This is a genomic window from Lentzea sp. NPDC055074 (genome assembly GCF_053608005.1).
Window position 1 is genome coordinate 23709 of the sequence record NZ_JBSGUQ010000018.1, and the last position, 24355, is coordinate 48063.

Annotated in this window: 24 protein-coding genes; 11 read left to right on the top strand and 13 right to left on the bottom strand. The window is 69.6% G+C overall.

Annotation, left to right across the window (positions count from 1 at the left end):
* Positions 1-83 precede the first annotated feature (83 nt).
* Together ACWF7A_RS32745 and ACWF7A_RS32750 are read left to right on the top strand one after the other, a co-directional pair.
* Positions 84-626: a helix-turn-helix domain-containing protein gene (locus ACWF7A_RS32745; protein WP_452254372.1), complete on the top strand. Its 543-nt coding sequence runs from the start codon at positions 84-86 to the stop codon at positions 624-626.
* Positions 627-1009: 383 nt separating this feature from the next.
* Entirely contained in the window at positions 1010-1189 is a 180-nt protein-coding gene (locus ACWF7A_RS32750; RefSeq protein ID WP_231642793.1) for a DUF7455 domain-containing protein, read from the top strand.
* 72 nt (positions 1190-1261) lie between these two features.
* On the opposite strand, the gene ACWF7A_RS32755 is transcribed toward ACWF7A_RS32750, so the two are convergent.
* From ACWF7A_RS32755 to ACWF7A_RS32770, 4 genes are all read right to left on the bottom strand, one after another.
* Positions 1262-2416 carry an ROK family protein gene (locus ACWF7A_RS32755; RefSeq protein WP_452254373.1) on the bottom strand — a complete coding sequence of 385 codons (1155 nt, stop codon included), beginning with the start codon at positions 2414-2416 and terminating at the stop codon, positions 1262-1264.
* Positions 2417-2420: 4 nt separating this feature from the next.
* Positions 2421-3851, bottom strand: coding sequence for a sugar ABC transporter permease (locus ACWF7A_RS32760; protein ID WP_452254374.1), 1431 nt, complete (start codon positions 3849-3851; stop codon positions 2421-2423).
* 20 nt (positions 3852-3871) lie between these two features.
* Positions 3872-4645 carry an ATP-binding cassette domain-containing protein gene (locus tag ACWF7A_RS32765; RefSeq protein ID WP_452254375.1) on the bottom strand — a complete coding sequence of 258 codons (774 nt, stop codon included), beginning with the start codon at positions 4643-4645 and terminating at the stop codon, positions 3872-3874.
* Positions 4646-4723: 78 nt separating this feature from the next.
* A complete protein-coding gene (locus ACWF7A_RS32770) occupies positions 4724-5848 on the bottom strand; it encodes a substrate-binding domain-containing protein (protein WP_452254376.1) in 1125 nt (374 codons plus the stop codon).
* Positions 5849-6094: 246 nt separating this feature from the next.
* Between ACWF7A_RS32770 and ACWF7A_RS32775 the strand changes: the two genes are divergently transcribed.
* Positions 6095-6883 carry a class I SAM-dependent methyltransferase gene (locus ACWF7A_RS32775; protein ID WP_452254377.1) on the top strand — a complete coding sequence of 263 codons (789 nt, stop codon included), beginning with the start codon at positions 6095-6097 and terminating at the stop codon, positions 6881-6883.
* An 8-nt stretch (positions 6884-6891) separates the two neighbouring features.
* On the opposite strand, the gene ACWF7A_RS32780 is transcribed toward ACWF7A_RS32775, so the two are convergent.
* Positions 6892-8577: a DEAD/DEAH box helicase gene (locus ACWF7A_RS32780; protein WP_452254378.1), complete on the bottom strand. Its 1686-nt coding sequence runs from the start codon at positions 8575-8577 to the stop codon at positions 6892-6894.
* Between the two features lie 153 nt (positions 8578-8730).
* Here ACWF7A_RS32780 and ACWF7A_RS32785 point away from each other — a divergent pair, with 153 nt between their 5' ends.
* Positions 8731-9837, top strand: a complete 1107-nt coding sequence (locus tag ACWF7A_RS32785) for a YihY/virulence factor BrkB family protein (RefSeq protein WP_452254379.1) — start codon at positions 8731-8733, stop codon at positions 9835-9837.
* A gap of 72 nt (positions 9838-9909) precedes the next feature.
* Here ACWF7A_RS32785 and ACWF7A_RS32790 read toward each other — a convergent pair whose 3' ends face one another.
* Complete coding sequence (locus tag ACWF7A_RS32790) at positions 9910-10158, bottom strand: DUF3039 domain-containing protein (protein WP_189159462.1); 249 nt, start codon at positions 10156-10158, stop codon at positions 9910-9912.
* Positions 10159-10189: 31 nt separating this feature from the next.
* Between ACWF7A_RS32790 and ACWF7A_RS32795 the strand changes: the two genes are divergently transcribed.
* Together ACWF7A_RS32795 and ACWF7A_RS32800 are read left to right on the top strand one after the other, a co-directional pair.
* A complete protein-coding gene (locus ACWF7A_RS32795) occupies positions 10190-11092 on the top strand; it encodes a pseudouridine-5'-phosphate glycosidase (protein WP_452254380.1) in 903 nt (300 codons plus the stop codon).
* Positions 11089-11967 carry a carbohydrate kinase family protein gene (locus ACWF7A_RS32800; protein ID WP_452254381.1) on the top strand — a complete coding sequence of 293 codons (879 nt, stop codon included), beginning with the start codon at positions 11089-11091 and terminating at the stop codon, positions 11965-11967. The genes ACWF7A_RS32795 and ACWF7A_RS32800 overlap by 4 nt, the downstream gene beginning before the upstream one ends.
* Before the next feature lie 267 nt (positions 11968-12234).
* Here ACWF7A_RS32800 and ACWF7A_RS32805 read toward each other — a convergent pair whose 3' ends face one another.
* Entirely contained in the window at positions 12235-12549 is a 315-nt protein-coding gene (locus tag ACWF7A_RS32805) for a DUF3099 domain-containing protein (RefSeq protein ID WP_452254382.1), read from the bottom strand.
* Between the two features lie 77 nt (positions 12550-12626).
* Here ACWF7A_RS32805 and ACWF7A_RS32810 point away from each other — a divergent pair, with 77 nt between their 5' ends.
* The 5 genes from ACWF7A_RS32810 (at position 12627) to ACWF7A_RS32830 (ending at position 19189) form a co-directional block, all read left to right on the top strand.
* A complete protein-coding gene (locus ACWF7A_RS32810; protein ID WP_452254383.1) occupies positions 12627-14111 on the top strand; it encodes a PucR family transcriptional regulator in 1485 nt (494 codons plus the stop codon).
* A 28-nt stretch (positions 14112-14139) separates the two neighbouring features.
* On the top strand, positions 14140-15609 hold the full coding sequence (locus ACWF7A_RS32815; RefSeq protein ID WP_452254384.1) for a DUF7782 domain-containing protein: 1470 nt from the start codon (positions 14140-14142) through the stop codon (positions 15607-15609).
* A complete protein-coding gene (gene dtd, locus ACWF7A_RS32820) occupies positions 15606-16031 on the top strand; it encodes a D-aminoacyl-tRNA deacylase (RefSeq protein ID WP_452254385.1) in 426 nt (141 codons plus the stop codon). Before ACWF7A_RS32815 ends, dtd begins: the two co-directional genes overlap by 4 nt.
* 250 nt (positions 16032-16281) lie before the next feature.
* Positions 16282-17271 carry a sigma-70 family RNA polymerase sigma factor gene (locus ACWF7A_RS32825; RefSeq protein ID WP_452254386.1) on the top strand — a complete coding sequence of 330 codons (990 nt, stop codon included), beginning with the start codon at positions 16282-16284 and terminating at the stop codon, positions 17269-17271.
* A 253-nt stretch (positions 17272-17524) separates the two neighbouring features.
* Positions 17525-19189 carry a fumarate hydratase gene (locus ACWF7A_RS32830; RefSeq protein WP_452254387.1) on the top strand — a complete coding sequence of 555 codons (1665 nt, stop codon included), beginning with the start codon at positions 17525-17527 and terminating at the stop codon, positions 19187-19189.
* Positions 19190-19210: 21 nt separating this feature from the next.
* Here ACWF7A_RS32830 and ACWF7A_RS32835 read toward each other — a convergent pair whose 3' ends face one another.
* The 6 genes from ACWF7A_RS32835 to ACWF7A_RS32860 form a co-directional block, all read right to left on the bottom strand.
* A complete protein-coding gene (locus ACWF7A_RS32835; protein WP_452254388.1) occupies positions 19211-19642 on the bottom strand; it encodes a hypothetical protein in 432 nt (143 codons plus the stop codon).
* A 182-nt stretch (positions 19643-19824) separates the two neighbouring features.
* The gene (locus ACWF7A_RS32840) at positions 19825-20355 is read right to left on the bottom strand and encodes a hypothetical protein (RefSeq protein ID WP_452254389.1); all 531 of its coding nucleotides are present in this window, start codon (positions 20353-20355) and stop codon (positions 19825-19827) included.
* 148 nt (positions 20356-20503) lie between these two features.
* Positions 20504-20986 (bottom strand): hypothetical protein, encoded by a 483-nt coding sequence (locus ACWF7A_RS32845; protein ID WP_452254390.1) that lies wholly within the window; start codon positions 20984-20986, stop codon positions 20504-20506.
* Positions 20987-21049: 63 nt separating this feature from the next.
* Positions 21050-22177, bottom strand: coding sequence for a hypothetical protein (locus ACWF7A_RS32850; protein WP_452254391.1), 1128 nt, complete (start codon positions 22175-22177; stop codon positions 21050-21052).
* On the bottom strand, positions 22174-23433 hold the full coding sequence (locus tag ACWF7A_RS32855) for a glucarate dehydratase family protein (protein WP_452254392.1): 1260 nt from the start codon (positions 23431-23433) through the stop codon (positions 22174-22176). The genes ACWF7A_RS32850 and ACWF7A_RS32855 overlap by 4 nt, the downstream gene beginning before the upstream one ends.
* 13 nt (positions 23434-23446) lie before the next feature.
* A complete protein-coding gene (locus ACWF7A_RS32860; protein WP_452254393.1) occupies positions 23447-24349 on the bottom strand; it encodes a 5-dehydro-4-deoxyglucarate dehydratase in 903 nt (300 codons plus the stop codon).
* Positions 24350-24355 lie beyond the last annotated feature (6 nt).

Consider the following 24355-nt stretch of genomic DNA (forward strand, 5'->3'; position numbering starts at 1 on the left):
CCGGAACTGAGTACCCCTGTACTCATGTGCCGCCGGGCCGTCCCCGCCAGCATCTGTTCCGTACACCGGAACGAGGGGGAGACATGGGCAGGTCCGTGCTCGAAGGCGCTTTCTCACTGCTGGACAGGCTGACGGACGAGGGCGAGCTGGGGCTCTCGCAGCTGGCCGAGCGCTGCGAGATGCCGAAGACGACGGTGCACCGCCTGCTGGAGCAGCTGGAGGCCCTCGGCGCGGTGGAGAACGTGCGTGGCCGCTACCGCGTCGGCGTGCAGGTGTTCCGGTTCGGGCAGGCCTGGGAACCCGCCCCCGGCGTGCTGCGGGTGGCACGGCAGCCGTTGCGGGCGCTGTCGGCGACGACCCGGACGTCGACGATCCTCACGGTGCCGCGGCGGGACCGGGTGCTGGTCGCCGCGGCGAGCATCGTGCGGGCCGAGGACGTGGTCCGGCTGAGGCCGGGCTCGACGGTGCCGGCGAGCATGGAGTTCGTGAGCTCTCCGGTGCGCGTGCCGTCCAGCGGCGTCATCGGTACCGTCTCCGCGGTGCTCGGCAACGGTCGCAGCGCCACGGCCCTGAAAGAGGCCGTGGGACACGCCGCACGAGCCATCAGCGCGGCCCTCGCGAGCTGAATGATCACGGTTCCGCGTCCGAATCGTGGGACGTTCGTGACCTGTTCGCTGCGGGCGGACAAGGGCAACCGATATCACACTCCCGGTCGCACGCAACCGACCGGATGGCCCGAACCTGCTGCTCCACCAGCGGGTTTCCGGTTGCTCAGCGTGCGTGTCAAGACTGTGAACCGGTGGCGAACACATGTGTAGTTCTGCTGCAGGCGGGTAAATCGCATAGTGACGCGAGTCGCCACGCACACGGGAACACTGACTATCGCCAAAACGTCTGTCAGAGTGGAGCCAGCGAGCACCGCGCACCTGCCAGGGGCGCTGTGGTCGCAGCTTGGTAAGAGGGCACCGGAACACTTCAGTTCCGTTGCCGGGACGGAGGGAGATTCATCATGACTGCAGCACTCACCCGCCCCGAGTTGACCGCTGCCGACCGCTGCGACCGCTGCGGGGCTGCTGCCCAGGTTCGCGCTTTGCTCCCGTCCGGGGGCGAGCTGCTGTTCTGCGGGCACCACGCCCGGGCGCACAGTGAGAAATTGCGCGAACTCGCTGCTGAGATTCAGCAGGGCTGACTTCCACCCCACCTAGCCGCTCGGGGCGGAGATCCGCGAGGATCTCCGCCCCCTTCGCTTTTCCGGGGTGTTCTAGATGGCGTCGAGGACCGGTTCGAAGGCCAGTTCCGCGGCGCCGACGAGCTTCGCGTCGCGCCCCAGGGGTGAGGTCACCACTCGGGTCCCGCCGACCGCGCGGGAGACCATGCTCCGCCGTTGCACGGCCTCGCTGACCGAGTCGACGACGGACTGCGGCAGCGCCGTGTAGAGGTCGCCGAGCACGACCAGCTCGGGGCCGAGGACGTTGACGATGTTCGCGAGCCCCAGTGCGAGCCAGCCGGCGAACTCGTCGAGCACCGACGGGTCGTCGAGTGCCCTCAACGCCGCGACGACAGCACCGCGCGGAGCGTCGTCGGGCAGGCCCAGAGCCCGGCACAGCGCCGGTTCGCCGACCTCGGTCTCCCAGCAGCCGTCGCAGCCGCAGTAGCACCTCAGGCCGCGCGGGTTGACCACCATGTGCCCGAGCTCGCCGACGTAGCCGGCGGACCCGCGCAACGGTTGCCCGGACAGGATCACTCCCCCGCCGACGCCGACGTCCGCGGAGATGTAGACCATGTCCGAGGACTCCCGTGCGGCGCCGCGCACGTGCTCGGCCAAGGCCCCCAGTTCCGCGTCGTTGCCGACCTGGACCGGCAGCTTCAGCACCGCCTCCAGGCGCTTGCCGAGCGCGACACCGGTCCAGTGCAGGTTGGGCGCCTCGTGGACGTGCCCGTCGGCGCGTCGCACGACGCCGGGCACCGAGACACCCACCCCGACCGCGGTGGCGTCGAGGTCGTCGGCCATGAGGCGCGCCGACTCGACGATGTGCGTGATGACCTCCCCCGGATCACGCGTCCGGTGCAGGTTCCAGCTGTCCCGCCCGAGGATCTCCCCTCCGAGGCCGACGAACCCCATCGCCACGTGCTCGACGCGGACGTCGATCGCGATGACGACGGCGGCGTGCGGCTGGGGCAGTACCAGCAGGGACGGACGGCCCGCTCCGCTGCGCAGAGCGGGCACGCGTTCAGCGACCACACCGGCTTCGGCGAGGCCGTCCACCAGGGCCTTGATCGTGCTGCGGTTGAGTCCGAGCTCAGCCGCGAGCGACGCCCTGGTGGACGGTCCGTCGACGTGCAGGCGGCGCAGCAGCGCCGTCCTGTTGTGCCTGCGGATCTCGTCGGGACGGGTGCCGGACGTGGGTCCCGTCACCGCGTCATCGAGCCGCGGTGGCCGCCCGGCGGCGGGACAACGCGTCGACGCTCGCGGCGAGCAGCAGGACCAGGCCGGTCACGATGAACACGACGGCGGCGGGCTGCTTGAGCAGGCCCATGCCGTTCTGGATGATCGCGAGCACCGCGCCACCGATGACGGCGTCACGCAGCCGGCCCTTGCCGCCGAACAGCGACGTGCCACCGATGACGGCCGCACCGACCGACAGCAGCAGCGTGTTGCCGGCGCCGGCGTTCGGGTCCACGGAACCGACCTTGGACGAGTACACGATCGCGCCGATCGCGGCCGCCGAGGAGGCGATCACGAAGACGCTCATCCGGATGCGCTCGACGTTGATACCGGCGCGGCGAGCGGCCTCCTTGTTGCCACCGACCGCGTAGAGGTGCCGGCCGTAGCTGGTGCGGTCGAGCACGAAGGTGCCGATCACCAGCAGCACGAGCACGAGCGGCACCACGTACGGCACGCCCTCGATGATGACCAGCGTGCTCGGGGCCCGGTTCAGCGAGAGCGCGTAGGTGATGACCGCGGCCAGCAGCGCGAGGGCACCGATCTTGGCCAGCACCAGCGAGGTGGGCTGGGCCACGAGTCCCTTGCGCAGGCGGGAGAAGTGCCGCGCGAGCACGACGGCCGCGTAACCGCCGACGGCGACGATGAACAGCACCCACGAGGCGATGGGGTTCAGGTTGCCGTTGGCGACGTTGAAGATCGTGTCGTCACGCAGGCCGAGCGTGCCGCCCTGGCCGATGAGCTGCAGCACGACACCGCCCCAGACGAGGAACAGCGCCAGGGTCACGACGAACGAGGGGATGCCGACCTTCGCGACCAGGAAGCCGGTGATGCAGCCGATGGCCGCGCCGACGCAGACCGCGAGCAGCATCTCGAGCCAGGCGTTGGCGGGGATGCCGACCGCGGCGATCACCAGCGCCACGCCCGAGAGCGCCACACCGGCCCAGATCTTCATCACGGCGGCGAGCACGATCGCCAGCACCAGCAGGCCGCAGAACACGTAGAACACCGTGTCGCCCATGCCGCCGAGCAGGTTGCCGTTGTGGATGAGGTGCAGTGCCATCACCGCTGCCGTCACACCGGACGCGGTACCGGCGGACAGGTCGATCTCGCCGAGCAGCAGCACGAACACCAGGCCCATCGCGATGATGGTGATGCTGGCGCCCTGCTGGAGCAGGTTCGCGAGGTTGCCGAGGGTGAAGAACGTGTCGGACAACGAGCTGAACACGACGAGCAGGACGACGAGGCCGAGCAGCGCGGGCAGCGAGCCGAGCTCGCCTCCGCGGACCCTGGCCCAGTAGTCGCGCACCGCTTCGCCCGTGGACTGGGACGTCGTGTCGATGCCGAAGTCGGAGATCGCACCCTGCGGGGTGGCCTCCGCGTCGTGCGTTTCGGTGGTGTCGGTCATGCTCGCCTCTTCGGAACTCATCAGATCGTCGCCGCCTCGGGGCGGGCGATGCCCAGGTCACCGGAACGCCCGGCGGTGATCAGCTCGACCACCTGGCCGTGCGTGACGTCCTTGGACCCCACGACCGCGGCCATGCGTCCGAGGTAGAGGCACGCGATCTTGTCGGCGACCTCGAAGACGTCGTTCATGTTGTGGCTGATCAGGACGACCCCCAGCCCCTGCTCCGCGAGACGGCGGACCAGGTCGAGCACCTGCCGCGTCTGCGCGACGCCGAGTGCCGCGGTGGGCTCGTCGAGCAGCACGACCTTGCTGTTCCACAGCACGGCCTTGGCGATCGCGACGGTCTGGCGCTGGCCGCCGGACAGCGACGAGACCTGCGTGCGCACCGACTTGACCGTCCGCACGGACAGCGAGGCCAGCGTCTTGCGCGCCGCCTGCTCCATGTCCGTCTCGTCGAGCAGACCACCCTTGGTGCGCTCACGGCCGAGGAACATGTTCTGGACGATGTCGAGGTTGTCGGCCAGCGCGAGGTCCTGGTAGACGACCTCGATCCCGAGCTCCGCGGCGTCGCGCGGACCCTTGATGTGCACCGGTTCGCCGGCGAACCGGACCTCGCCCGAGTCGGTCGGGTGGATGCCCGCAATGCACTTGACCAGCGTGGACTTGCCTGCGCCGTTGTCGCCGACGAGGGCAGTGACCTCACCGGGGTTGACGTCGAGGTCGATGTCGTGCAGGACGTGCACGGGACCGAAGCTCTTGTTGATGCCGCGCAGCTCGAGAATCGGCTCGCTCACTGGGGTTTCCTCCGTGGTTACCACGCGGCGAGAGCGGGGTGCGGCTTCACGCGCACCCCGCCCTCGTCGCGAGCGGTGTTACTTGATGCCGAGCTCGGTGCAGGCGGCCTGGGTGTCGGCCACGCAGATCTCAGCTGCCTTGACGAAGGCGGCGTCGACGACGGTCTTGACCTTGTCCTTGGTGATCAGCTGGGACGTGAGCAGCACGGACTTGACGTCGCGGTTGCCCTTGGTGTCCTTCGTGACGCCCGAGGCCAGCTTGTCGGCACCGGCGGTGTCGCCCTTGGCCAGCAGACCGGCGAGCTTCGCGGCGGCCTCGGCCTCTTCCTTGATCGGCTTGAAGACCGTCATGTACTGGTCGCCGCGGAGCACGGCCTGCAGGCCGTCCGGGGTGGCGTCCTGACCGGTGACGGGGACCTTGCCGTTGAGGCCGACCTTCTTGAGGACCGTGATCACAGCGCCGGCGAGGCCGTCGTTGGCGGCGACGACGCCGTCCACCTTGCCGCCGTTGCTGGTCAGGATCTGCTCGAAGACCTGGCCACCCTTCTGGTTGTCCCAGTTGTCGATCGGCTGGGACTGGACCAGCTTGAGCTTGCCCGAGTCGTAGAGCGGCTTGAGGATCTTCTTCTGGCCGTCCGCGAAGAGCGTGGCGTTGTTGTCCGTCGGCGCGCCCTCGATCTCGATGACGTTCGCGCCCTGCGGCTTGTCCTTGAGCGCGTCGGCCAGGCCCTGGCCCTGCAGCTCGCCGACCTTCACGTTGTCGAAGGACACGTAGTACGACGAGGAGCCACCGGTGTTCAGGCGGTCGTAGTCGATGACCTGGATGCCCTGGGCCTGCGCCTTCTTGGCGACAGACGCACCGACCTCGCTGTTGGGCGTGGCGATGATCAGGACCTTGACGCCGGCGTTGATCATGCCGTCGGCCAGGGTGCTGAACTTCTGGACGTCGCCCTGGGCGTTCTGAATGTCGGGGACGAGGCCCTCGGCCTTCAGAGCGGCCTCGAGGAGGGGCTTGTCGAAGCCCTCCCAGCGAGCGGAGGAGGCGGTCTCAGGAAGGATCACGCCGACCTTCGCGCCATTGCCGCTGCCAGAGTTCGTTTCGGTGCTGCCTCCGGTGCCGGAGGACGTGTTGGCGCCGCACGCCGAGACTGCCAGGGCGAGGCCCGCGGTCACGGCGATGGAAGCGAGAGTCTTGCTGCGCATCCGCCATCCCTTTCACTGCGCTGTGTCACAGAGAATGTTGTGGCGCACAACGTATGCCTGACATATGCGTGACCGGAACCACACTGGATCGATTAAGTCGCAACGATGCGGTAACCCTGGCGAAATTTAGTCACTGAGAGTCGTGAGAGCGTTACCACCGCGCTACCGATTCCCACGGCGATATATCGGATATCGCCTGCGGCGAACACTCGACGGCTACCTGCTGGACACCCCTAGGTTGGGTGCATGACCGTCGACAAGGAAGCCGCCGAAAGGCTGGCGGGCTCGTTCGGCGCCGAGGCGGCGCGCTACGACCGCACCCGTCCGGCGTACCCGGAGGAGCTGGTCGGCAAGATCGTCGCCGCGAGTCCCGGGCCGCGGATCGTCGAGGTCGGCTGCGGCACCGGCGTGCTGTCGCGACAGCTCCAGGCGGCCGGCCTGGACGTGCTGGGCGTGGAGCACGACGAGCGGATGGCCGAGTTCGCCCGCGGCTCGGGTGTGCCGGTCGAGGTGTCCAAGTTCGAGACCTGGGACCCGGCGGGCAGGGTGTTCGACGCCGTCGTCGCCGGGCAGTCGTGGCACTGGGTCGACGCCGAGGCGGGTCCACCGCAGGCCGCGCGCGTGCTGCGGCCCGGCGGGGTGTTCGTGGGGTTGTGGCACGTGTTCGGGACGCCGGAGCCGATCGCCGACGCGTTCGTCGCGGCGTACGAGAAGGTGGCGCCGCAGATCCCGTACCGCGTCGGGCACTCCTACGAAGAGGCGTTCGAGGCGTACCGGGCGGGCTGCGTGAAGACCGGCGAGGCGTTCGTCGGCACGGGCGCGTTCTCCGGCGCCGAACAGTGGTCGGCGACCTGGGAGCAGAGCTACACGACCGCCGAGTACACCGACCTCATGCTCACGATGAGCCCGATGGCCGTGCTCGCCCCCGAGCAGGTCACCGAGCTCCTCACCGACGTCGGCGGCGCCATCGACGCGATCGGCGGGCGGTTCACGCAGCGCTACGCGACGTTGGCCGTCGCCGTCACCCGCGTCTGACACATCGGTCACCAGGAGCGCAGGGTCGCGATCCGTTCCTCGAGCTGTTCGATGGTGGCCATCGCGGTCGGCGGCCCACCGCAGTACTCGCGCAACGAGTTGTGGATCTTGCCGTGCGGCTTCTTCGTGCGGTGGTGGTGCATCGCGACGAGGGTGTTGAGCTCCTTGCGCAGTGACGTGAGGCGTTCCTGCACGCCCACGGGCCGTGCCTCGCGCACCGGGGCCTCGGGCTTGGGGCGTTTGGCGGCGATCGCCATCTGCTCCTCCTGCCGCTGCAGCAGCAGGGTCCGCACCTGGTCGGGCTCCAGCAGGCCGGGCAGGCCGAGGTACTCCTGCTCCTCCTCGGAACCCGCGTGGGTCGGGGCGCCGAACGACGACCCGTCGAAGATCACCTGGTCGAGCTCGGCGGTCGTGCCCAGGGCCGTGAACGCGCGCTCGTCCTCACCGGGCTCGTCCTTGGCCTGGTTGGCCGCGGCCATGAGCTCGTCGTCCCAGCCGTCCTTCTCGCGGTGCGGCTTGCCGAGGACGTGGTCGCGTTCCGCTTCCAGCTCCGACGCGAGCTGGAGCAGCACCGGCACGGACGGCAGGAACACCGTGGCGGTCTCGCCGGGCTTCCGGTTGCGCACGAAGCGCCCGACGGCCTGGGCGAAGAACAGCGGGGTCGACGACGACGTCGCGTACACGCCGACGGCGAGCCGCGGCACGTCGACACCCTCGGACACCATCCGGACGGCGATCATCCAGCGCTCGTTCGTGGAGGCGAACTCGGCGATCTTGCCGGACGCCTTCGGGTCGTCCGAGAGCACGAGCGTGGGGATCTGGCCCGTGACGCGTTCGAGCACCTGCGCGTAGGCCTTCGCGACGGTCTGGTCGGTCGCGATCACCAGGCCGCCGGCGTCGGGCAGGCCGTTCTGGCGCTTCTGCGTGAGCCGCTGGTCTGCGGCGCGCAGGACCGACGCCATCCAGTCGCCTGCCGGGTCCAGTGCCGTGCGCCAGGCCCGCGAGGTCTGCTCCTGGGTCAGCGGTTCACCCAGTCGTGCGGTGTACTCCTCGCCCGCGCTGGTCCGCCACGACGCCTCACCCGTGTACGCCAGGAACAACACGGGCCGGACCACGCCGTCGCGCAGCGCGTCGGAGTAGCCGTAGGTGTGGTCCGCCTTGGACGTCTTGAAGCCGCCGTTGCTCTCCTCGTACTGCACGAACGGGATCGGCGAGTCGTCGGACCGGAACGGCGTGCCCGTGAGGCACAGACGGCGCACCGCGGGCGTGAACGCCTCACGGATCGCGTCACCCCACGACTTCGCGTCGCCTCCGTGGTGCACCTCGTCGAGCAGCACGAGCGTCTTGCGGTTCTCGGTGCGCACGCGGTGCAACGTCGGATGGGCGGCCACCTGCGCGTACGTGACGGCCACGCCGTGGTAGTCGCGGGAGGTCATCGCGTTGGTGTTGCGGAAGTTCGAGTCGATGTGGATGCCCTGCTCGGCTGCGGCCTTCGCCCACTGGTGCTTGAGGTGCTCGGTGGGCGTGACGATCGTGACGGCCTCGATCGTCCGGTCGGCCAGCAGCTCGGCGGCGACGCGGAGCCCGAAGGTCGTCTTGCCCGCGCCGGGGGTCGCGACGGCGAGGAAGTCCTTCGGCTTGGCGGCGAGGTACTTGGTCAGCGCGCGCCGCTGCCAGGCTCGCAGCGGTCGCATTGCTGCCGGCGTTGCTGCTGGCGCTGTCACAGACGTGTTTCTCCTCATTTGTGCAGGTCAGACATAGCAATACCCTCAGGCGGACCGTGGCCGAGGGCACTGCGACTCTACCTGTTCCGAGCGTCGATGCCGCGAAACGTGGCGGTATGCACCATGCTTGTCACTGCGATGGGTTCGCCTTCCGACAACGACGCACCACGCAGGTCCGGCCGCAAGGGGCCGCTGCGTCTACTCGCGCGCACGCTGTCGAAGGCGTGGCAGGGCAACATCTTCTCAGAAGCCGCCGAAGCCGCGTTCTGGCAGACGCTCTCGTTCCCTCCGCTGCTGCTCGGAGTGCTCGGCTCGATGGGCTGGATCGGCACCTGGTTCGGTCCCGAGATCGTCCTGTCGGTGCAGGAGAAGATCATCGGGTTCACCCGGACGATCTTCAGCGCGGACGTCGTCAACGGCGTGATCCAGCCGACGGTCGCGGAGATCCTCTCGACAGGCAAGGGCGAGATCGTCTCCATCGGCTTCCTGATCTCGCTGTGGGCGGGCTCGTCGGCCATGTCGTCGTTCGTCGACGCGATCACGGTCGCGCACGACCAGTACGGCGTGCGCAACGAGCTGTGGCAACGCATCTTCGCCCTGCTGCTCTACATGGTGTCGCTGGTCGCGCTGGTGGTCGGCCTGCCCGTGCTGGCGCTGGGCCCGGACGTCCTGCCGCAGTTCTTCCCCACGTCGTGGCAGCCCTACATCGAGACGTGGGTCGGACGCTTCTACTACCCCGGCGTCGCGCTGCTGCTGGTGCTCTCGCTGTCGCTGCTCTACAAGGTCGCGCTCCCGCGAAGGCTGCCGTACCACCGCGTGCTGCCCGGCGCGATCCTGGCGATGGCGGTGTTCATCCTGTCGTCCATCGGCCTGCGCCTGTACATCCAGTGGATCACCACCACCGGCTACACCTACGGCGCGCTGGCGACGCCGATCGCGTTCCTGCTGTTCGTGTTCTTCATCGGCCTGGCGATCACGATCGGCGCGTACTTCAACAGCGCCATCCAGGAAATGTGGCCCGCGCGCATGACCCGCCGTCAGCGCCGCCGGTGGCGCCGACTGGAGATGGAACGCGCGGCGTCCCGCATCCGGTCCGAGGCGGCCGCGCCCAAGCAGGAGAGCGGCGGTAACGGCTACTCGGCGCCTTCTCCGGCGGACACACAGCTCACGTCGCCACTGCCGATCCAGAAGCCCTCACCCGAGACCGAGGAAGAGAAGCAGCGCGGTTAGCGCTCGGATTCGAGACAGCAACGCCCGCCGCCTCGGACCAGGCCGAGGCGGCGGGCGGCGGAAACCGCGCTTCTACTCGTCGCCGCCGGGAGGCAGGCCCTCGTAGATCTTCTTGCAGTCAGGGCACACCGGCGAACCGGGCTTCGGCGACCGCGTGACCGGGAAGACCTCGCCGCACAGCGCGACCACGTGGGTGCCCATCACGGCGCTCTCGGCGATCTTCGCCTTGCGCACGTAGTGGAACATCTTCGGCGTGTCGTCCGAGGACTGGTCCGTCTCGTCCGGCCGTACGTCGACCTCGGGGAGAGTCTGGGTGCTCACGCGCCCAGGGTACCTGGGATGATGTGCGCTCGTGACCACGCTGCACATCGCTGATGAAGTTGCCGCCGCCCTGGCCGAGAACCGGCCGGTCGTCGCGCTCGAGAGCACCATCCTGTCCCACGGCCTGCCCGCGCCGCGCAACCTGGCGGTCGCCGCACGCCTGGAGAAGGTGGTGCGGGAGGCCGGCGCGGTGCCCGCGACGATCGCCGTGCTCGACGGTGTGCCGCACATCGGTCTGTCCACCGCCGAGCTCGACCGCGTGTGCAACGCGGGCGACCTCGTGAAGCTCTCGCTGCGCGACCTCGGCCCCGCCTACGCGCTCGGCCGCAGCGGCGCGACGACCGTGGCCTCGACCACGGCCCTCGCGCACCAGGCGGGCATCCGCGTCTTCGCGACCGGCGGTCTCGGCGGCGTGCACCGCGGCGCCCGCGAGACGTGGGACGTGTCGGCCGACCTCGACGTGGTGGCGACGACGCCCGTGCTGATCGTGTGCTCGGGCGTGAAGTCGATCCTGGACATGGGCGCGACCCTGGAGGTCCTCGAGACCAGGTCGGTCCCGGTCGTCGGCTACCAGACATCCCGTTTCCCGGCCTTCTACCGCCGCGAGTCGGAGTTCGACGTCCCGTGGCGCGTCGAGACGGCCGCCGAAGCCGCCGCGGTCTTCGCCGCCGGTGACCGCGGCATGCTGCTCGCGAACCCGATCCCCGCCGCGTACGAGATGGACACGGACCTGCACGACCGCCTGCTCGCCGAGGGCCTGCAGAAGCTCGTCGACTCCGACGTGCGCGGCAAGGACGTCACCCCCGTCCTGCTGGAGCACTTCCACACCGCGAGCGACGGCGTGAGTCTCGACGCGAACGAGGAACTGGTCGTCAACAACGCCTCCGTCGCCGCCGCCGTCGCCGTCGCGCTCTTCGGCGAGCTGTTCCGATGAGGCCTGTGGTCGTGGTCGGCGACGCGGGCCTCGACGTGGTGGCCCGCCACGCCGGCCCCATCGCCCACGGCGGCGACGTCCGCGCCAAGGTGACCATCGAGCCGGGCGGCGCCGGCGCCAACACGGCCGTCTGGCTCGCCGCGTGCGGCGCCTCCCCGGTCCTGGTGGCCCGCGTGGGCGCCGACTCGGCGGGCCGCCAGGTCCACGCCGAACTGACCTCGGCGGGCGTCCAATGCGCCTTCGCGGTGGACCCGGACCTGGCGACCTGCTGCGTGGTCGTCCTGGTCGACGAACAGGGCCAGCGCTCGATGCTCCCCGACCGAGGCGCGAACGCCCGCTTCTCCCCCGCCGACCTCGACCCGGGCCTGCTCGCCGCGCCCGCCGGCCACCTGCACCTGTCCGGCTACGTGCTGCTCGACGCGACCTCGCGTCCCGCCGGGCTGGCCGTGCTCGAGGCCGCCCGTGCCGCGGGCTGGACGACGTCGGTCGACCCGCAGGCCGCCGCCCTGATCCACTCGGCGGAGGCGTTCCTGGACGACGTGCGCGGTGTCGACTTCCTGCTCCCCAACGCCGACGAGCTCTTCGCCCTGACCGGCTCGTCGGAGCCGTCCGCGGCCAAGTCGCTGCTCTCCCACGTCGGGGCTGTGGTGATGACCTCTGGGCCCGACGGGGCGACGTGGATCGACGCGAACGAGCTGGTCTCGGTCCCCGCTGAAGCCACTGAGTGTGTCGACTCGACGGGCGCGGGCGACGCGTTCGACGCCGGTTTTCTCGCGGCCTGGTTGTCCGGCGGGTCGAAGCACGACGCCCTGCTCGGCGGCGTCCGGGCTGGCTCTCGGGCGGTCAGCGTGGTGGGTGCTCAGCCGCCTCGCTAGTTCTCGACGCGAACCGATATATCAGCCGAAGTGATATATCGGTTCCGCTCGTCGCGCTCCCGCTTTCCGCACCGCCGCAGGTCACATGGTTCTGCCCGGCGAGCCGGATGCAAAAGACGTTTGCGGACGAAGTCAAAAGACTCATTGCAAAGGCCAGGAGGATGCCGGGCGGCCCTTGCAACGGGTCTTTTGCGGACGAAGTCAAAAGAGTCGTTGCAAGGGTGCGGGCGGCGTTGTACGCCGGGGCGATTCGGGCGGGTTCGGCTGTCAGCCGTCGATGACGGTGGTGCTCTTCTGCGCGATGGCGCGGCGCTCGACCTCGTACCGGCTGGCCTTCTCGGATTTGCGGGGCGGCCTGTCGTTCGCGATCAGCACGGCCATCCACGGCAACGGCACGGACAGCACGATGAAGAACAGGGCGAGCCACCAGGTGTGCGCGAACAGAGCCGCGAGGATGAGGCACGGGAAGCGCAGGCTCATCATGATCGCGTACTTCTTGCGCCGGGCGGCGTGCTGTTCTTCGTAGGACGGGGCCGCCTCGGTGATCAACACCGGGGTGTCGTTCCGGTCGGGACTGCTCACGACACCACCTCCACGTGTCCCATGCTCCCACGTCCGAGTGACGCCCGGGACGGCCGGTCGGCGGTTAACATCCGCGGGTGGTCGCCCTTGATCGCCTCGTGGACGTGCTCGGCAGTCTGGGCACGCATCTGGCCTGCGCCCCGAGGGGACGCGACGCCGAGCTCCGCGGGGTCGCCCTGAACGATCCGGCGGAAACCCCGCCGGCCGTCGCGGGGGACGTGTTGCTCGGGCTCGGGACGCCGTCGGTCGCCGCGGCGGTGCGGCTGGTGTCCTCCACGGTGGCGTCCGCGGTGGTGTTGCACGGTCGGCCGCCGCTCGACGAGCGGGTGATCGCCGCGGCGAAGAAGTCCGGTGCCGCCGTGTTGCTCGTGGATCCGTCGGTGCCGTGGAGTCAGCTGGCGAACGTCACGCAGACGCTGGTCAACGGCGGTACGCGGACCGGGGACCTGTTCGGGCTGGCCGACGTGATCGCCGGTGTGGTGGGCGGGCCGGTGACGATCGAGGACCAGCAGTCCCGCGTGCTCGCGTACTCCTACCGGCAGGAGGACGTCGACCCCGTGCGGGTGCAGACCATCCTCGGGCGGCGGGTGCCGGAGGAGGCTCGGCGGGCGCTGGACGAGTTCGGGGTGTTCACGCACCTCGCGTCGTCGGACGAGCCGATCTTCGTGCCGAAGCTGACCCCGCAGCTCGGCAACCGGCTCGTCGCCGCGGTGCGGGCCGGGCGCGAGCTGCTCGGGTCGGTCTGGGTCGAGGTGACCGGGCCCGTGGACGCGGCTCGGAGTGCGGCGTTGGTCGACGGCGCGCGCACGGCGGCGTTGCACCTGTTGCGGTCGCGGGCGTCGACCGACCTCGAACGCCAGGCCGAGGCCGATCTGGTCATCAGGCTGCTCGACCAGCCCGAGTCCGCCGATGTCGCACGCCTCGGACTGCCGTCCGCCGACCTGCGGGTGATCGCGGTGCAGGCGCACGCGGGTGAGGGTGAGCACGGTGCGGCGGTGCTCGCGTTCCAGCGGGCCACCGCCGGGTTCGGCTGGTCGCGGCCTGGGCGCAGCGCGTTGTTCGGCAACGTCCTCTACACCGTCATCCCGGCCGCCGACGACGCCGTCGCGTGGGTGCGTTCACTGGTGCGAGAGCTTCCAGCGGAAGCGACGGTGCTGGCGGGCGTCGGCGGCCCGGCCGAGGCGACGCAGCTGCCCTCGTCGCGGCAGGAAGCCGACGAATGCCTCGCGCTCTCCACCGGTACACCGGTTGTGTACGACGACGCCTGGGCTCAGGTCCTGCTGCATAGACTCGCCGCCGTCGCCGAGGCCGGACGACTGCCGACACGTGGACCGATATCCAATATATTGCGTCACGACGCCGAGCAAGGCACGCAGTACGCGGCGACGCTCCGGGCGTGGCTCGCGGCCCAGGGGGACGTGCGGGTGGCGGCGAAGGAGCTCAACGTGCACCCGAACACGTTGCGGTACCGGATGCAGAAGATGTCCGAGGTGACACCACTCCCCCTCGACGACCCGGACCAGCGGCTCGCGATGGCCATCGCCCTCCGGATCACGCGCTGAGACCGGGGGCGTGAAAGCATCTCCTCCCGTGCACCCCGATCTTTCTGCCGATCTCTGCGCTCGTCTGCGAGAGGCCTTCCTGAACTCCGGCTACACCGCGGACGGCGTCGTCGACGCGCTCGGCCCGCAGGCCCACGCCGCACTCGGCCGCGGCGAGCCGGAGCCCGCCCGCCGCGCGAGCAAGGACGCCGGGTCGCTCGGCACGCTGATCCGCCTGTTCCTGCTCGGCGACGAGGAGCCCGACAAGGACGTCCGCCGGGCGCTCGGCGGTGTCGACATCGACGACGCCGTGAAGAACGAGGTCCTGGCCGTCGACAAGACCGCGGGGGACTTCAGGGCCGGACTGGACGTGCGGCCGTACGAGGACAACTGGTGGGTCATCGCCGACCTCGACTCCGACCTGCGCGGCGCGGCGGTCCCCGAGGACCACGTGCTCGGCGTCGGTCACGCGTCCATCAGCCTCGCCCGCGCGACCAAGCGCACCCCGGTCGGCACGCTGCTCGACCTCGGCACCGGATGCGGCGTCCAGGCCCTGCACGCCAGCACCCACGCCCAGAAGATCACCGCGACCGACCTGTCCGAGCGCGCGCTGAGGCTCGCGCAGGGCACGTTCCGCATGAACGAGCTCGACGTCGAGACGCTGCAGGGCGAGTGGTTCGGGCCGGTCGCCAAGCGCAAGTTCGACCACGTCGTGTGCAACCCACCGTTCGTCGTCGGCCCGCCGCGCGTGGACTTCGTCTACCGCGACTCCGGCCTCGGCGGCGACGACGCGTCGGCGCTGGTCATCCGGCAGCTGCCCGCGTTCCTCAACGAGGGCGGCGTCGGCCAGCTCCTCGCGTCGTGGGTGCACCGCAGGGGTGAGGACTGGGAGGAGCGCGTCTCCGGCTGGCTGCCGCGGGGCGGCATCGACGCGTGGTTCGTGCAGCGCGACATCGCCGAGCCCGCCCTCTACGTCGGCACGTGGCTCAAGGACGCGGGCGTCGACCCGCGCAGCCCCGAGGGCCGGCGGAAGGCCGCGGCGTGGCTCGACTGGTTCGAGGAGAACGACGTCCAGGGCGTCGGTTTCGGCTACGTGACGCTGCGGCGCACCGACGAGATGCACTCGCAGGTCATCTGCGAGGACCTGCGCCACGCCTACGACGACCCGCTGGGCCCGGAGGCGGCGCGCTGGCTCGACAACGTCGCGTGGCTCCGCGCGAACCCCGACCTGCTGGGGCAGCGGTTCCGGGTCGCCGACACCGTGCTGCTCGAAGAGGTGTCCGAGCCGGGCGACGAGGGCTGGCGCAAGGTCGTCGCGCGTCTGCACCGCACCGACGGGCCCGGCTGGCAGCACGAGGTCGACGAGGCGACGGCGAAGCTCGTCGCCGGGTGCAACGGCGCCCTGCCGCTGGAGGACCTGCTCGCGCTGCTCGAGTTCGCTTACGGAGAAATCGACGCGGAAGCGGCCTTGCCGATCGTTCGTGATCTCATCCGGCACGGAATGTTGATTCCCGCGTGAAAGCAGTTGTGGCGCGCGTCACAGAGGCGAGTGTCGAAGTCGAAGGGGAGATCGTCGGCGCGATCGACGAGCCCGGATTGCTGGTGCTCCTGGGCGTCCATCACGACGACACACCCGAGCAGGCGGCCAGAATGGCGCAGAAGCTGCACGGGCTCCGCATCCTCGACGGTGAGCTGTCGTGCGAGTCGACCGGTGCTCCGCTGCTGGTCGTCAGCCAGTTCACCCTCTACGGGGACACCCGCAAGGGCCGCCGTCCGTCCTGGACGGCGGCCGCCCGGCCCGAGCACGCGGAACCGTTGGTGAACGCCGTCGTGCAGGAACTACGCCAAAAGGGCGCGCACGTCGAAACGGGACGATTCAGGGCGGAGATGAAGGTACGGAGCGTGAACGACGGTCCGTTCACGGTGATCGTCGAGGTCTGACTAAACGGTTCTCAGCCAATCCTCAGATTAGTCGCGCAACCGCTGTGACAGCGGCGACGTCTTCAGGTCATGGAAGTCGGGAACGAATTCGGAATCGTCTTCGTTACCCAGGTATCAGCCAGCTAGCGATGGGATCCCGAGCGGGCCCGCCGCAACCGGCAACCAGGGCGCAGCGCCGCGCCGCCTTGACCGCCACGCGCGACTGTCCTGACCGACAGCAGCGTCGCCCGCACCAGGGGGAGGGAGATCCATGACCGTCACGAGGATCTCCGACCGTGAAGTCGGAGAGAACACGCCCGCCGTCGTCGAGCACGAACTCGACGCGCAAGGACCAGCAGCCGACCTCGTTCGAGTCTACCTGAACGGAATCGGCAAGACCGCGCTCCTCACCGCCGAAGAGGAGGTGGAGCTCGCCAAGCGCATCGAGGCCGGTGTGTTCGCGCAGCACGTCATGGAGACGGCCAAGCGCCTCACCCCCACCCGTCGCGCAGAGCTGGGGGAGCTCGTCCGCGACGGCCGCCGTGCCAAGGACCACCTGCTCAAGGCCAACCTGCGTCTCGTCGTGTCGCTGGCCAAGCGCTACACGGGCCGCGGCATGCCGCTGCTGGACCTGATCCAGGAAGGCAACCTGGGCCTGATCCGCGCGGTCGAGAAGTTCGACTACACCAAGGGCTTCAAGTTCTCGACGTACGCGACGTGGTGGATCCGCCAGGCGATCACCCGCGGCATGGCCGACCAGGGCCGCACCATCCGCCTCCCCGTCCACCTCGTCGAGCAGGTGAACAAGCTCGCGCGGATCAAGCGCGACCTGCACCAGACGCTCGGCCGCGAGGCGACGAACGAGGAGCTCGCGAAGGAAGCCGGCCTCAACGTCGACAAGGTCGCCGACCTGCTCGACCACGCCCGTGACCCGGTATCGCTCGACATGCCGGTCGGCACGGAGGAGGACGCTCCCCTCGGTGACTTCATCGAGGACTCGGACGCGACCGACGCCGAGAGCGCCGTCATCTCCGGGCTGCTGCAGGACGACCTGCGCCGCGTCCTCGCGACGCTGGAGCCGCGCGAGCAGGCCGTGATCCGGCTGCGCTACGGCCTCGAGGACGGCCAGCCGCGCACGCTCGACCAGATCGGCAAGCGGTTCGGCCTGTCGCGCGAGCGGGTGCGTCAGATCGAGCGCGAGGTCATGTCGAAGCTCCGCCAGGGCGAACGCGCCGCGAAGCTGCGCGCCTACGCCTCGTAACCCCAGCTGGAGTCACGGTCGGGTCTCACCCGGTCGGCAGTATTGACTTGTGACTCAACTCACGGCACGGTCGGGCGTTACCAGAGCCACGCGACGCCCGTCGTGAGTCGGGTTAGCACGCGAAGGAAGGTCGGGACGGCCGGGGGCCGCCCCGGCCTTCCGCGTATGTGGGGCACGGAACAACGCCGTGGCAGCGATACGTCCCTTTGATGGCGGTACGGTTTTCTGATCCGAACTGCACACCGTTGGAGTTGTGTACCCCGTGCCCACCACATTCGAGTACACCGACGTCCTCCCCCTCGCGAAGGACACCGAGACCGAGTACCGCCTCGTCACCTCCGACGGGGTCAAGCTCATCGAGGCCGGTGACCGCAAGTTCCTCGAGATCGCGCCCGAGACGCTGACGCTGCTCGCGAAGGAAGCGATCCGGGACATCCAGCACCTGCTGCGCCCGTCGCACCTCGCCCAGCTGCGCAAGATCATCGACGACCCCGAGGCCTCCGGCAACGACCGCTTCGTCGCCATGGACCTGCTGCGCAACGCCGCCATCTCCTCCGGTGGCGTGCTGCCGATGTGCCAGGACACCGGCACGGCGATCATCATGGGCAAGCGCTCGGAGACCGTCCTGACCGGCGGCGACGACGAGCAGGCGCTGGCCCGCGGCGTCTACGAGGCCTACCAGGAGCTCAACCTGCGCTACTCGCAGATGGCTCCGGTGACGTTCTGGGACGAGAAGAACACCGGCACGAACCTGCCCGCGCAGATCGAGGTGTTCCACAAGCCCGGCCAGGAGCCCGTCTACGAGTTCCTGTTCATGGCCAAGGGCGGCGGTAGCGCGAACAAGACGTTCCTCTACCAGGAGACGAAGGCGGTGCTGAACCCGAAGCGCCTCGCGACGTTCCTGGACGAGAAGCTGCGTTCGCTCGGCACCGCGGCGTGCCCGCCGTACCACCTCGCGGTCGTCGTCGGCGGCCTGTCCGCCGAGCAGAACCTCAAGGTCGCGAAGCTCGCCTCGGCCCGCTACCTCGACACCCTGCCGTCGGAGGGCTCGGCGCTGGGCCACGCGTTCCGCGACACGGACCTCGAGCAGCAGGTCCTGGAGCTGACGCGGAACTTCGGCATCGGCGCGCAGTTCGGCGGCAAGTACTTCTGCCACGACGTGCGCGTCATCCGTCTCCCCCGCCACGGCGCCTCGCTGCCGGTCGGCATCGCGGTGTCGTGCTCGGCCGACCGCCAGGCCAAGGCCCGCATCACGGCCGAGGGCGTGTTCCTGGAGCAGATGGAGCGCGACCCGGCGCAGTTCCTGCCCGAGATCGAGGGCGAGGACCTCTCCGACGAGGTCGTGAACATCGACCTGACGCGTCCGATGTCGGAGATCCGCGAGATCCTCACGAAGCTCCCGGTGAAGACGCGCGTATCGCTCACGGGGCCGTTGGTCGTGGCGCGCGACATCGCGCACGCCAAGATCAAGGAACGCCTCGACGCCGGCGAGGACATGCCGCAGTACTTGAAGGACCACCCGGTCTACTACGCCGGTCCGGCCAAGACGCCCGAGGGCTACGCCTCCGGTTCGTTCGGCCCGACGACCGCCGGTCGCATGGACTCCTACGTGGAGCAGTTCCAGGCCGCGGGCGGCTCGCTCGTCATGCTCGCCAAGGGCAACCGCTCCAAGCAGGTGACCAACGCCTGCTCATCGCACGGCGGCTTCTACCTGGGCTCGATCGGTGGCCCGGCGGCGCGGCTCGCGCAGGACTGCATCCGCAAGGTCGAGGTGCTCGAGTACCCCGAGCTGGGCATGGAGGCGGTCTGGAAGATCGAGGTCGAGGACTTCCCGGCGTTCGTCGTGGTCGACGACAAGGGCAACGACTTCTTCGCGGAGACGTCCACCCCGACCCTGCAGATCAGCTTCCGCAAGTAGGTCACGGCGGCGGGGACGTCCCTAGCCCGGGGACGTCCCCGCCGTCGTCTTGGCCGGATCGGGCCGGGCCGAGCCGAGCACCACGTGCCAGCGGTCGTCCTTGACGGTCAGGGTCAGCCGCTCCTCGTACGCGCCGCCCACCGTTCGTCCCCGCAGCTGGGCGCTCGCCACGTCCGGGGCGACGTCGGACGAGATGTTCTTCTCCTCCAGCCTGATGTCCTTGCCCCCGTGGGCGTCCATCCGCTGCTTGATGTCGGCTGCCGCGTCGTTGCCGGGCGTCGCCAGTTTCTCCAGCGCGGCGGTGTCCTTCGCGTTGAGAGCGATCACGTAGGCGTCGACCGCGGCGCCGGGCGACTCCGCTCCCGTCTTCTGTCCGCCGCATCCGGCGAGCAGGCCGAGGCCCGCGAGGGCGACGATCACCCCTCGCAGGCTCCGGCCGGCGCGTGCGCGCATGGTCCTCGATTCAGGTCCGGTGGGAAACGACCGGTCGAGAGCGGTCCAGAACTTCGCAGTCAATGGGGAACAGGGCGGTCAGCCGACCCAGGAGCCTGGCGGCGCACGCGAGGGCGTGCGGTGCGCCGCCAAGCCCTGTCGCAGGACGTCCAACGCGTGCCCGCGCACCCGCAGGCGACAGGTCAGCCGGTTTCCTCGCGCGCTTCGAGCACGAGGCGGCGGGTGCCGAGGGGTGCGTCGAGCCGGACGGTCAGCGGCACCTGGCGGACCTCCTGGGTGCAGATGGTGCCGGGCGGCTGCTTGGTGATCGTGACGAGCGTGATCTGGACGACGTCGGCGGACTGGCCGGCGATCTCGGCGCGCGCCTCCTTGCAGCCGCCGCCGACGCCGAAGACCTCGACGTCGCGGCCGTCGCCGAAGACGTAGGCCTCGTCGCGATAGGTGTCTGACAACGATGTCGTGTCGACCTTCTCCTTCGCCACGGGCGTGACGTTGGGCGGGACGACCGGCTTCTCCTCCGAGATGGAGACCGGGGGCTGCACGGGCGCGGTGGGGGTGGCGCCGGACGAGCCCGGGGTGCCGCTCGAGCCCGGCGCGCTGGTGCCCGTGGGCGTGCTGCCCGGTGAGCTGGAGCCCGGCGCGCTCGACTGCGTGCCGGACGAGCAGCCGACGAGCACGGCGGCGAGAGCAACGGCAGCGACGGCGTTTCTCATGCGCTCCATCCTCGCAAACCGGGACAAGAAGTCCCTGTTAAATGTCCTGTGGCTTGTCCGGTCGAATGTTCTGGCCCCTCGGACACCGAAGTGGTGATGCCCGGCCGGCGGGGCAGGTGCCGGCCGGGCACCGTGGGGGGAGGAAGGTCTACTTCTGTTCCGTCCGCGACGTCAGGACGACCGTGCGCTCGGCGAGCGGCTCGGACAGCTGCACCGTCAGCGGGGGGAAGCGGATGTCCATGGTGCACATCTGCTTGGTCAGCGGCAGGGTCTCGAGCAGCTCGATCTTCACCGTGGAAGCGTTCTGCTCCAGCACGGACGCGCTCGCCTTGCCGCAGCCGCCCTCCTGGGCGATCACTCCGACGGTCTTGCCGTCACCGACCGTCCACACCGTGCGCGGCTGGTCCGGCGGCAGGGCGTTGGCGTCGAGCTTCGTCACGGGTTTGCCGTCCGGCGGCATCTCTCCGGGTGCGGAGTTCGGGGGCATCCCGGGAGAACTCTCGGAGGACGAGGTGGCGGTCGGCAGCTCCTGACCGCCACCTGCTCCGGTGCCCACGTTCTGCGCACTGCCACAGGCCGAGATGACGAGCAGCAGGACGCCAGTGCCAACTACGGTTCCTATGTGCCTCATGTGAAGAGGACGGAACCACGGTCACAACGGGTTGCAGTGACTCTTCGGGACTTCTCTTCACAGTTACCGGCTGACGGCGGTTACAGCCTCTCGCAGAGCTTCCAGCCTTGCCGCGGACGCGAGACCCCCGTGGTAGAGGTGGAACTCCTCCACACCGGCGTCGAGGTACGCGAGCCACTCCTTCGACAACGCCGCGCCGTCGGCCGGCTTCGGCGGCAGCCCCAGCACGTACGCGGCGATCCGCGTGTCCGGGGCAGCGGCGCGAAGAGCCTCGATGCCGGGCACCGCGACGTCCGGGCCTGGCCAGCACATCGTCGTCAGCACGTCGACGTCCGCGCCGACACCACCGGCCACGGTCGCGAACGGCCCGGTGCCCCAGGGGTCCGCCGTCACGTGCATGCCGACGCGGACCGAGGGTGCGGCGGCTCGGATCTCGCCGACCAGCCGCTGCCGCAACGACCGCACCACGCCGGTGCGCACGGCCCGAACGTCGTCCGCGAGCGCACCCAGCGCTTCCTCGACGGTGGGTGCCCCGCGATCGACCCCGGCCCGGACCGCGTCACGCAGGGCATCCGGGTCGGCGTACAGGGCTGTGCAGGCAGAGCAGAAGCACAGCGACAACAGCTTCTGCTGCACCGCGTTCCAGTCCGTGCCGTCGGTCTTCTCGTGGTGCCCGCCGTGGAAGAACCCCAGCGGCCCGGCGGCCTCCAGGATGATCCCGTCCGGCGCGCCGAGCTCCAGCACCTCGGACACCAGCACCGACGTGTACTCGACGACGTCGGGCTGCGCGGTGCACAACGCGTACGGGTAACGGTCCCCGAACGCGTTCACCACCGTCACGTCCGGATGCAAGTCTCCCAGCCGCGAGTTGTGCGTCAGCACGGTCCACGCGTACACCGGCAGTCCGGCGGCACGAACCAGTGCCGCCGCCTCGCCGAACGAGTCCGGACCGTCCATCCAGGACGGTTCGGCGGGCACCAGCCGGCCGTACTTCTCCGGCCGCACCGGCAGGTAGAACGCCGCGTGCCGCGCGTCGACGAGCCGATGCGACGGATGGAGCGGCGTCGCGGCCCGCACGGTGTGGTACGACGCGGCCAGCGCGATCGCGTCGACACCGAGGCCCTGGTATCGCGTGACGGCCTCAGGGTCTCCGATCAGGTCCCACGGGTAGGCGTGGACAACCGACTTCACCACCGGGGACGCTTCCTCTCGTAGCTCGGGTCGAACTTCTGCATGTAGCCCGTGTCGTCACGAGCCGTGATGCCGCAACGGACGTAGTTCTCCGCCAGGCGTGCCAGCGCGTCACGGTCCAGCGACACACCGAGGCCGGGAGTCAAAGGCACCGGTACAGCACCATCCACAAAGGACAGCACGCCGGGCTCCACGACCTCGTCGGCCGCGTTCCACGGGTAGTGCGTGTCGCAGGCGTAGTTCAGGTTCGGCGTCGCCGCGGCCAGGTGCGTCATCGCGGCCAGCGAGATGCCGAGGTGCGAGTTCGAGTGCATCGACAGCCCGATGCCGAACGTCTGGCAGATCATCCCTAGCTGACGCGACCGCTGCAGGCCGCCCCAGTAGTGGTGGTCGGACAGCAGCACCTGCACCGCGTCCTGCTCCACCGACGGCTTGAGGTGCTCGAACGCGACCACGCACATGTTGGTGGCCAACGGCATCGGTGCCTTCGCGGCCACCTCCGCCATCCCGGAGATCTCCGGCGTCGGGTCCTCGAGGTACTCCAGCACGCCGTCGAGCTCGGCGGCGACCCGCAGGGACGTCTCGACCGACCACGCCGCGTTCGGGTCGAGTCGCAGCGGGTGGTCCGGGAACGCCTCGCGCAGCGCCCGGATCGCCTCGATCTCCTGCTCCGGCGGGAAGACGCCGCCCTTGAGCTTGATCGACCCGAACCCGTACCGCGAGATCATCTTCGACGCCTGCGCGACGATGCCGGCGGGGTCGATCGCCTCACCCCACTCGTCGGGCTCGGCGCCGGGGTGCCCGTCCCACTTGTAGAACAGGTAGGCGGAGTAGGACACCGAGTCCCGGACCTTGCCGCCCAGCAGGTCGTGCACCGGACGGCCGAGGGCCTTGCCCTGGATGTCCAGGCACGCGACCTCGAACGGCGAGTACACGCGGTCGACGGTGCTCTCCGCGGTGATCTTCCCGGTCAGCCCGTGCTTGTCCGGTCCAGCTTTGCCCCCGAGCTGAGCGGCGACGCGCGCGTGCATCTCGTTCAACGCGAACACGTCGAGCCCGATCAGGGAGTCCACAACGGACCGCGAGCGCTCCAGGTGCCCGAGGTCGCCGTAGGTCTCCCCCAGCCCGGAGATTCCCTCGTCGGTGTGGACCTCGACGATCGTGCGCAGCGCCCACGGCTCGTGCACGCCGGCCGAGTTGAGCAGCGGCGGGTCCCGGAACGCGATCGGTGTCAGGACGATCTCAGTGATCTTCATTCCGAACGCCCTCTCAGCTCAGCAGTGCCTTGCCCGCGGCGATGATCTTGTCCAGCGAGGCCAGGTGCTCCTCGGCCGGGTCGACCAGCGGCGGGCGCACGCCGCCGACCTCGAGGCCGTTCGCGCGCACCGCGGCCTTCACCAGCGCGACCGCGTAGCCGGGGACCTTGTCCCGCAGCTCGACCAGGGGCTTGTAGAACTCGTACAGGAACCGGTTCACGAGCTTCGTGTCACCGGACTGCACGGCGTTGTAGAAACCGAGCGAGATCTCCGGCGCGAAGCAGAACACCGCCGACGAGTAGAGCTCGACGCCGATGGCCCGGTACGCGAGCTGCGTCATCTCCGCGGTCGGCAGGCCGTTGAAGAACTGGAACGGCTTGTCAACGTTGGCACGGACCGACAGCACGACGCGCTGCATCTGGTCGAGGTCGCCGAGGCCGTCCTTCAGACCCACGACGTTCGGGATCCGCGCCACCTCGACCGCGGTCTCCGGCGTGAACCGCGCGTTGTTGCGCTGGTACACGATGATCGGCAGTTCGGTGATGCCGGCGACCTCGGCCACGTACCGCACCAGACCGGCGGCCGGGTTGGTCACCAGGTAGGGCGGCAGCAGCAGGATGCCGTTGGCGCCGGCGCGCTCCGCGGCCTGCACGAACTGCTTGGTCTGCGCGACCGAGCCGCCCGCCCCGGCGAAGACCGGCACCTTGCCCGCGGTCGCCTCGACCGCGACCGCGACCGCCCTCTCGAACTCGCCCAGCTCCAGCGCGTGGAACTCGCCGGTGCCGCAGGCCGCGAACACCGCGCCCGGCCCGGCGGAGACACCGTGCTTGACGTGCTCGGCGAGCACGTCGTACGCGATGTTCCCCTCGCTGTCGAACGGGGTCACCGGAAAGAACAGCACACCATCGAGTTGCATAACCAG

Excerpts from the sequence above, each read along its gene's own strand:
- ACWF7A_RS32745 (WP_452254372.1), top strand. The coding sequence starts at position 84 with ATGGGCAGGTCCGTGCTCGAAGGCGCTTTCTCACTGCTGGACAGGCTG.
- ACWF7A_RS32750 (WP_231642793.1), top strand. The coding sequence starts at position 1,010 with ATGACTGCAGCACTCACCCGCCCCGAGTTGACCGCTGCCGACCGCTGC.
- ACWF7A_RS32760 (WP_452254374.1), bottom strand. The coding sequence starts at position 3,851 with ATGACCGACACCACCGAAACGCACGACGCGGAGGCCACCCCGCAGGGT.
- ACWF7A_RS32770 (WP_452254376.1), bottom strand. The coding sequence starts at position 5,848 with ATGCGCAGCAAGACTCTCGCTTCCATCGCCGTGACCGCGGGCCTCGCC.
- ACWF7A_RS32775 (WP_452254377.1), top strand. The coding sequence starts at position 6,095 with ATGACCGTCGACAAGGAAGCCGCCGAAAGGCTGGCGGGCTCGTTCGGC.
- ACWF7A_RS32780 (WP_452254378.1), bottom strand. The coding sequence starts at position 8,577 with ATGCGACCGCTGCGAGCCTGGCAGCGGCGCGCGCTGACCAAGTACCTC.
- ACWF7A_RS32785 (WP_452254379.1), top strand. The coding sequence starts at position 8,731 with ATGCTTGTCACTGCGATGGGTTCGCCTTCCGACAACGACGCACCACGC.
- ACWF7A_RS32800 (WP_452254381.1), top strand. The coding sequence starts at position 11,089 with ATGAGGCCTGTGGTCGTGGTCGGCGACGCGGGCCTCGACGTGGTGGCC.
- ACWF7A_RS32825 (WP_452254386.1), top strand. The coding sequence starts at position 16,282 with ATGACCGTCACGAGGATCTCCGACCGTGAAGTCGGAGAGAACACGCCC.
- ACWF7A_RS32835 (WP_452254388.1), bottom strand. The coding sequence starts at position 19,642 with ATGCGCGCACGCGCCGGCCGGAGCCTGCGAGGGGTGATCGTCGCCCTC.
- ACWF7A_RS32840 (WP_452254389.1), bottom strand. The coding sequence starts at position 20,355 with ATGAGAAACGCCGTCGCTGCCGTTGCTCTCGCCGCCGTGCTCGTCGGC.
- ACWF7A_RS32845 (WP_452254390.1), bottom strand. The coding sequence starts at position 20,986 with ATGAGGCACATAGGAACCGTAGTTGGCACTGGCGTCCTGCTGCTCGTC.
- ACWF7A_RS32855 (WP_452254392.1), bottom strand. The coding sequence starts at position 23,433 with ATGAAGATCACTGAGATCGTCCTGACACCGATCGCGTTCCGGGACCCG.
- ACWF7A_RS32860 (WP_452254393.1), bottom strand. The coding sequence starts at position 24,349 with ATGCAACTCGATGGTGTGCTGTTCTTTCCGGTGACCCCGTTCGACAGC.